The organism is Shewanella sp., from assembly GCF_051658185.1.
In the GTDB taxonomy this organism is placed as follows: Bacteria; Pseudomonadota; Gammaproteobacteria; order Enterobacterales; family Shewanellaceae; genus Shewanella.
Window position 1 is genome coordinate 1 of sequence record NZ_JBOFMC010000364.1, and the last position, 7,337, is coordinate 7,337.

9 protein-coding genes are annotated in these 7,337 nt (G+C 51.0%); 7 read left to right on the plus strand and 2 right to left on the minus strand.

Translation table 11 applies throughout. The annotated features are described in order from the left end of the window. Window positions 1–370, minus strand: a 370-nt coding sequence (locus tag ACRCZA_RS13835) for a hypothetical protein (protein WP_438674994.1), incomplete at its 3' end; no start/stop codon positions are given. Between the two features lie 171 nt (window positions 371–541). Next, the gene (locus ACRCZA_RS13840) at window positions 542–829 is read right to left on the minus strand and encodes a hypothetical protein (RefSeq protein WP_438674995.1); all 288 of its coding nucleotides are present in this window, start codon (window positions 827–829) and stop codon (window positions 542–544) included. 215 nt (window positions 830–1,044) lie between these two features. Here ACRCZA_RS13840 and ACRCZA_RS13845 point away from each other — a divergent pair, with 215 nt between their 5' ends. The 7 genes from ACRCZA_RS13845 to ACRCZA_RS13875 are packed head-to-tail and all read left to right on the plus strand — an operon-like array spanning window position 1,045 to window position 7,261. After that, entirely contained in the window at window positions 1,045–2,724 is a 1,680-nt protein-coding gene (locus tag ACRCZA_RS13845) for a hypothetical protein (RefSeq protein WP_438674996.1), read from the plus strand. Window positions 2,725–2,780: 56 nt separating this feature from the next. After that, window positions 2,781–3,269 carry a hypothetical protein gene (locus ACRCZA_RS13850; protein ID WP_438674997.1) on the plus strand — a complete coding sequence of 163 codons (489 nt, stop codon included), beginning with the start codon at window positions 2,781–2,783 and terminating at the stop codon, window positions 3,267–3,269. After that, window positions 3,269–4,837, plus strand: a complete 1,569-nt coding sequence (locus tag ACRCZA_RS13855; protein WP_438674998.1) for a hypothetical protein — start codon at window positions 3,269–3,271, stop codon at window positions 4,835–4,837. Before ACRCZA_RS13850 ends, ACRCZA_RS13855 begins: the two co-directional genes overlap by 1 nt. Before the next feature lie 46 nt (window positions 4,838–4,883). Next, complete coding sequence (locus ACRCZA_RS13860) at window positions 4,884–5,558, plus strand: hypothetical protein (RefSeq protein ID WP_438674999.1); 675 nt, start codon at window positions 4,884–4,886, stop codon at window positions 5,556–5,558. 15 nt (window positions 5,559–5,573) lie between these two features. Continuing rightward, on the plus strand, window positions 5,574–6,161 hold the full coding sequence (locus tag ACRCZA_RS13865) for a hypothetical protein (protein WP_438675000.1): 588 nt from the start codon (window positions 5,574–5,576) through the stop codon (window positions 6,159–6,161). A 16-nt stretch (window positions 6,162–6,177) separates the two neighbouring features. Further along, window positions 6,178–6,669 carry a hypothetical protein gene (locus tag ACRCZA_RS13870; protein WP_438675001.1) on the plus strand — a complete coding sequence of 164 codons (492 nt, stop codon included), beginning with the start codon at window positions 6,178–6,180 and terminating at the stop codon, window positions 6,667–6,669. A 13-nt stretch (window positions 6,670–6,682) separates the two neighbouring features. Further along, window positions 6,683–7,261, plus strand: a complete 579-nt coding sequence (locus ACRCZA_RS13875) for a hypothetical protein (protein WP_438675002.1) — start codon at window positions 6,683–6,685, stop codon at window positions 7,259–7,261. Window positions 7,262–7,337 lie beyond the last annotated feature (76 nt).

Here is a 7,337-nt window from a genome sequence, read left to right on the forward strand (position 1 = left end):
ACCCATGTTGCTTGCTATTGCGCCACTCGATAGCAAGCCTTATCGCCTCGCCTTCCCCGTATTTGATAAAACCAAACGCCTTGGCGTGCTGCTTGCCATTGATCAACATATTCCCTTGCGCGTAGCGATAAATGCACTCTGTCCCGTCAGCTAACACCTTGCGCTTGTTGATGATGCAAACACCAAGAGGTAGGGCTGAGTTTTTGTTAGCGTAGGATTGCGTGAGAGTCCGGCCTTTTGGCGCGTCTAGCTTGATACCGAGCTGCTGGCAAAGGCGGTCACGATAGGCTTTGGCGTTTGCCGCTTGGCTGTGGTGAAAGTTGCGGTGGGGCGTGTTGGGTACTCTGACCATGATCGTTTTGTGAGCCATGCTGATATATCGGCCTAATCTCAATGCTAAACCTCCAAAAAATGCCACCAGCGGCCAAAAATGCGTTAAGGTGGCGCAACTAGCGTTAGGTTGGCGCTAGTGTTGTGTTGTTAGTTTGGTGTAGTGAACCGCGAACCTTTTCCGCCTCTTTATCGAGGCGGCTTTTTTTAATCAAATCCACGTTTCAACTATACAGGGATCGTCCTGTACTTCTCGCCCAATATTCGTATATCCAAACGGCAAAAACCGCCGCAATTCTTCTAGCGTTTCTGCTATCGCACAAAACTCGCTTGGCTCGATTACCCCGCCGCGCTTCACGCAATGCGGCCTTAACACATACCTATCCCCAAAATCTTTCGTGCCTTTGTAGGCCGTGAAAACGACAAGCTGATCACCGCGCAACGTTCGATCTAAATAATCCTCAAAACTGGTCACTAATACAGACTTGGGCAGGCTCATTGCTTGGCTTCCTTGCGCTCAAATGGCGCTCAAAATGGGTGTTATACAGCGGATTATAACGCCCCTCCACCCCCCTGAAACCCTTTATTTATAAGCTTTTTGCTAAAACCCCCACTTTTTCGTTGATTTTTTTTCGCGTCCTTAACATCGGCCTGAGATGAAGGCGGCAAGACCTTCATTCAACTCAACTTTGATGCCAATGAAGGATCTAAACGATGAAAAAGTATTACAACCGAATTGCGGCAATTTCGCAGACTGCGAAAGCTGTTAGAAACGTATGTATTGATGCACAGTTTGACGGCGGTCAGCGCATTACTGATCCCCGCGCCTTAGCTGATAGCATTGCCACCGCCGCAAGCAAAGAACCTATGTTTGAAGCGCTGGGCGACCAACAAGCCATTACTCAAGTGTCTACCGCTTGGGCAGGTGCAATGGGCGATTATATCGACCAAAACGGCCAAGCGCCCCGCGATGAATTGCTAGCGTCCTGTGCTGAAACCCTGCTTTCTTGTTCTGTTGGGCATGAAGGCGAAAGCCGTAACCCCATGTTTGAAAGCATTGGCACTACCATGCGTTCGTCTGAGGGCGTAGAGATCCGCGCTAAAACAGGCGCGCTTATTCTGCCTGTGGCCTTAGCTGCGGCAACTAACGACGCTGCGACGTTTGTGCAAGGCGGCCGCGATGAAACAGAAATGTTTGAGATCGTGCGCGTGTCCGGTACTGCCTTTGGTGACATGGAAAAAGGTCAGCAAATGGACGAGTTCTGGAACGGCCAATACACAGGCTTAAAACAGACTTACACGTCACCCGTCCAAGGCGACGGCGCAGCAACTACCTTTGTTGCCTATATCTACAATGAAGCCGCGCCAATGGCGGGATCAGCTACCACGTTAGTCGGCGTCATTAATAACTGTAACCCGCAAAAAATCCCATACCGTCGTAAATCTGTGCGCGTGATGTTGGATGGTAAGCTGGTGGCGTCAGATCTGGTTAACAATGGCGTTTACGGTCAGTTCAAGCACGACGGCGTTGATTACTCAATCATGCCAGCGGCCGAAGCGGATAACACCAAAGGCATCATTGCGTTCAAGTGTACGCCTGCCTTACCAGCGGCAGCGGGTAGCTTAATGTTGCAATACGATGTTGACGTAGAAAACGCTAACGCCGTGCTACCAGAGATCCAACACGAAATGCTGTCGTATACCATTACGCCGCACCAATCCATTGTCGCTGCGCAACATACGATCATGGGCTATTGGGCGATGAAGCGTGAGTACGGTATCGACATGCGTTCACTGCAAACCCAAACGCAGCGCAACGTATTAGCATACGAAAAAGACATGCGTAACCTGCGCGATATGTTGATCGCTACCATGGCGAATCCAACAACCACTATCCCGCTAACCGTGCCTGCTGGCTCTTACTTCAAAGAGAAATACGAAGAAGTCCACGAGCATTTATTAGTGCTATCTCAAGCCATGCAAGCGGATACCAAGACTAGCGGCCTAGTCGGTATGTTCTGTGGTTCGCGTGCTGCGTCAATGCTTAAAGCGTTAGGCGCGCCGTACTTCACCACGCCTGATAACTATCGCCAAGTGCCTAAAGTGCATTACTGCGGCCTGTTATTCGGCAAGTGGAAAGTCTACGAAGTGCCATTCGAAATCGAAATTGCAGGCGCGACCTTGGGCAAAAATGACATTCTTTGTTATGCCCGTGGTCAGGAATACTCACAAGCTGGCTTGCTGGCGGGTGATGCGGTTCCGGCGACCATGTATAAGCATGGCACGCTACCCGCGCTATTTAGCCGCGATACCCTGTGGGAATTGAGCTTTGGTGATATTTCCCCGCGCGCTGGCTACAAGTATTTCCGCAAAGTGACCATTTCCCTTAACTAATAATGATGGCCGCGCTCACTCGCTGATCGCGGCCTCGTTTCCATGGGTGAACAAATATGAAATTAGTTGATTTAACGATCGCTAACACCTCTAAAACGGAAGCGTTTGAGGTGTTGGGGCTTGTTATTCCTAAGAACGACAAGGTAGAGCAAAAGGACGTGCCATTTGACCGCGCTAACAACTTAGTGATCGCGGCCAGTGGTATTCCGGCGCTCGATGTGTCGGTAAAAGGCATGACTTCAACAGGCCAAGGCTTAGTAACTAACGAGCTGGCGACGCTGCGTAAAGATAACGCTGATCTCAAGGTGGAAGTGCAACAGCTCACAGAGATTAACGCGCTAAACAGCGCCACGTTAGCAGAACAAAGCATTCTGATTAACACCTTAACGGCCGAAAAAGCAGAGCTGCAACGCTTGCTCGATGAGGCGTTAGCGCCTACGCCGCTAGCGGCAGAGCCTGTATCTGTGGTTAGCGAAGCGGAAAACGAGCCAGTGGCAAAACCTACGGCTAAGGCCGCCAAAACAACTAAGGGAGCGACAAAATAATGAGTCAAATTCCATTTTCTATCGGTAATGTGGCGGCTATCGGTGTTGCGCCGATCAACGCCTCGGCAACCAATCAAGCGGGTGGCGCGGGTGGTACTAGCGTGTTTGCGGGTCTGGTTGTCAGTAGCAAAGGCCAGCCCTTTGAGCTGCTGCGCGTGACTAAGCAAAACTGGCAGCAAGTGTTAGGCGTGCCATTCCGTCCTAACGTCCCGTTTGCATCCTCGTTGCGCTGTCTCGATGAAGCCTTAAGCGGCGGTGACGGTTATGTTGTGCGCGTGACGCCTGAAAATGCCAAGTATCCTATCCTAACCGTGAAAGCGGTCGCAGTAGAAACAGGCTTTAACGACACGTTAGCGTCAGCCAGCGCCTTTGGTGTAACGCCTCCGGTCACGCCTGATTCACTGTTTGCGCTCTATCCGGTAGACGGCGACGCCACGGTAAGATCGGTTGAACTGGTAGCCACTGGCGGCCGTCCTAACGAATTTACCTTGAACCTCTACTCAACAGATTCGCTGGGCGCGGAATACCTTGATCAAAGCTGGACAGTATCGAGCGATCCGCTGGCTATTGATGACTTTGGCGACTCGTTATTTATCGAAGAAGTGCTTAACCGCACTAACGCCAAGATCCGCTATGCCAAAGGTGATGCCGCCTTTGAACCTACCGATGTTGCAGGTGTTGAAAAGGTGCCATTCGTGGGCGCAACCAGCGGCGACAATAGCACACTGAAAGCGGCCGATTACGCCAAAGGCACGGCGATTTTGCGGAGCACGTTATCGCAATTCACCGCTATCGTGGGCTTAGGTCTGGAAGATGCCACGGTGATCGAAGGCTTGGTCGAAGTCGCTAACGGCCGTCGCATTGATATGTTTGCGGATGTGGTCGCGTCCAGCTACGCCGCCGCCGTCGCTAAAATGAAGGCGTCAGCGTTTAACTATGAACGCTTAGCGATGTATTTCTTCCCCTACACTGCCAAAGATCCTTACTACGGTATTGCGGCATCATGGCCTATTTCCGGTATTGCGTTTGCGGCCAAGGCTAAAGGCGTTGCGGTGACTGTGGGCGGCGCGGGTGGCTGGCATTACAGCCCTGCGGGTGTAGAGCGCGGCATTATCAATCGTAAAGAAGTTAAGCCGTTTGCTGGCTTGGATGAGCCAGATTACGAAGCGCTGTACGCCGCCCGTATCAACAAGCTTGCCCTATCACCTACAGGCCAATTGATGATCGATGACGCGATCACCACTCGCGTAAAAGCCGATTACCTGTTGTTCCAGCATATCAGCTCTACGATGGACGCAATCAGTCGCGACTTTGCGAACCTTGCCGCCACGGTGAAGCACGAGCCTGATGCAATCACGCATGATGGCTTACTGCGCGGTATGACCTCGATTCTGGACACCTATGTAGCCTCTGGTGCATTGGTTGCGCCCCGCGATCCTGATGATGGAGAAAGCCCTTATGTGCTCGAAGTGGTGCAGGTTGCTATCGACTATTGGGAAGTGCGTTGGGCGGCCTGCGTAACAGGCTCTAGCCGTCGTATTTTGGGTGTTCCTGCGCTTATTCGCTAAGTGAACCATTCATTTATGGGGGCTTAGCCCCCTTTGGGAGCCAAAAATGAGTTTAGAAAAGTTTTATAACCAAGGCCGTATTACTCAAGCGCTGTTTGAATCTGTCGAAGCTGAAAAGCCGTGTGAAGATAAAGACAAGCCAAAAGCAAAGTCCATGTTTGAAACCGTGGATGAACTGGGCGAGCAGTTAGAGCGCGGCGAAGCCATGGCCGCTGTGATCGAGTGGGCAGAGTCCGGCGAACCTACCGCCGATAACTTTGATGCAATCGCGCAAGCGCTGGCTGATATTGACGAAGAAAGCGACGAAATCACCGATGAAGAACAAGCGCTTTATGAAGATGCGATTTATGCCATGGCCGATGCGCTGGTATACCTTGGCATTGAAGAAAGCCTAGTTGAAAAACTGCTAGATGGCGACGACAAAGCCGCCCGTCAGGTGTTTGTGGCTGTCTCTGAGGCTGAGGCTATCGAGGATGATGAAGCGATGATGGAGTCAATCGCTCAGTTTTCAGTCCTTGGCCAGCATGAAGCCATGCTCGAAGCTGTGAAAAAAGTCGTGCGCAGCGGCAAGGTGAAATGGATTAAAAAGCCGTTACGCAAAAAGCGCATTAATGGCGCGCAACGTGCCGCACTTAAGAAAGCGCGCATGAAGTCCAATACCTCGGCCGCCAAAGCCAAGCGCCGCCGCTCAATGAAGCGCCGCAAAGCGTCAGGCTTATAAGGTAAGGGGTAGGTAATGCCAACATACGGAATGTGCCGCGCTGATGGCGTGAGTAGCTATCTCAAAGTGTTTATCAAGCAAGGGGACGTGACCGTTGTTGGCTATATCGGTGATGGAGCAAGCAAACAGCTTTCCTCAATGTGGCAAAGCCCGTTTGAGGGCGACACGGTGGGGCAAGCTGGCGGCGGCGCGTATGACAAAGCCGCTGATGTTGCTCAGGTCAAAACAGGTGAAACCACTAAAACCATGATGAATACTGCGTTGGTTTGGGAAGGCATTTCACCCCATGAGATCACATTGCCGATCTACCTAAAAGCCTTTGAAAATGCGAAAGAGGAAGTAAACGATGCAATCATGCACCTTGAAATGATGGCCTCGCCGCAATTGTCGGAGGATTGGGTCGGCCTTGGCTCTATCCCGCAAACGTGCGAAGTCAACATAGGTCGTCGATTGATTTTGCCACGGTGCCAGATAAAGGACATAAGTAGCGAATTAGACGTTCCAAAAGACCGGAATGGCTATATGACGCGCAACACGGTTCAACTATCGATCACCATGGACAGGATGACCAACAAATCAGCGATTGCGTCGTTATACACTTAAAAACTAGGGGTAAATTATGGCTGGACATAGCAATACCAAGGGTAATTTAGGCTTACTAAAAACCCACTACAACAAAAACAAAGCGCTGGGCGAAAAGGCACAGGCGTTTGAATTTGAAATGAACGTTACAGGCTATCCAGATTGGACGGTGTTGTGTCGCTCTACGCAGATCCCCGCTATGGGACGTTCTGATGTTGAGGATTACGGCGCAATGGGTCTGCTATTTGTGCAATCCGGCGCACTGGAAAACAGCGGTGAAATTACCGTGATGTGCGTGGAGACAATCAAAGGCGTGATGATCAATGACCTGCGCAACATCATCAAAGAGAAAAAAATGGTAGATATTACTATCGCACTTAAGAGCGAATCGGCAGGCACTGGCAAAGGCCAGTTAATGCAATTGCTCGATTGTAAGATGCGTTGTGATGCTATCGAGTTGAGCACGGAAGATACGGCAGCGCTAGTTAAGCCGTCGATCACTATCCGCTACAACTTCTTAGATCTGTAATGGGAGCCGCCCTGTGAGAATCGCTGATATAACGAAAAATGCGGTAGACCGCTTCCCCGTGCTTCTGACCAAACCGGAAGAAGTGCAAGCGTTCTTGATGCAAGCATTAACGGCCTATCAGGATCTAGCAGGGTGTACCCGCAAACAGCGGGTATTAGCTGGCGACGTGCAGGATGGCGGCTTATATGTCATGCCGGAGTCCTGCCTTGCGCTATCGAGCGCTGTTGATGCGCTGGGGGACTTTGTGATCTGCGATATGTCCGACGATGACGAAGGTAACATTATCCTGTATATCAACGAGCCGAAAGCCGTCTATCCGCTGGCGGTCGAATACTTTGTAAACCTTGCCTACTACGCCGACAAGCCTGATTTACATGTGCCTAATCGCATTGCTGGCATGATCATTAATTACCTTGAGTGCCTTATCGCCATGGATAACGATGACCGAGTAGCGCGCGTCGAATCGGCGGGGAAAATGGACACGTCCAGAACCCCAACACGCTTAGATCGCATGGCACAAAAAACCGCACTAGAAGAACAATTCAAGGCTAACCGTGAGATCATTTCGCTGGTTAGCGTGCATCCACGCTAAAGGGGTGTTACATGGCGTCAATGACCAATATCAGCGCCCTTAAATCTATCGCTAAACAGCTTGCGCGCACTACGTT

Bases quoted from the DNA above. Each gene is read 5' to 3' on its own strand.
- ACRCZA_RS13855 (WP_438674998.1), top strand. From the start codon at position 3,269: ATGAGTCAAATTCCATTTTCTATCGGTAATGTGGCGGCTATCGGTGTT.
- ACRCZA_RS13850 (WP_438674997.1), top strand. From the start codon at position 2,781: ATGAAATTAGTTGATTTAACGATCGCTAACACCTCTAAAACGGAAGCG.
- ACRCZA_RS13865 (WP_438675000.1), top strand. From the start codon at position 5,574: ATGCCAACATACGGAATGTGCCGCGCTGATGGCGTGAGTAGCTATCTC.
- ACRCZA_RS13840 (WP_438674995.1), bottom strand. From the start codon at position 829: ATGAGCCTGCCCAAGTCTGTATTAGTGACCAGTTTTGAGGATTATTTA.
- ACRCZA_RS13860 (WP_438674999.1), top strand. From the start codon at position 4,884: ATGAGTTTAGAAAAGTTTTATAACCAAGGCCGTATTACTCAAGCGCTG.
- ACRCZA_RS13845 (WP_438674996.1), top strand. From the start codon at position 1,045: ATGAAAAAGTATTACAACCGAATTGCGGCAATTTCGCAGACTGCGAAA.
- ACRCZA_RS13870 (WP_438675001.1), top strand. From the start codon at position 6,178: ATGGCTGGACATAGCAATACCAAGGGTAATTTAGGCTTACTAAAAACC.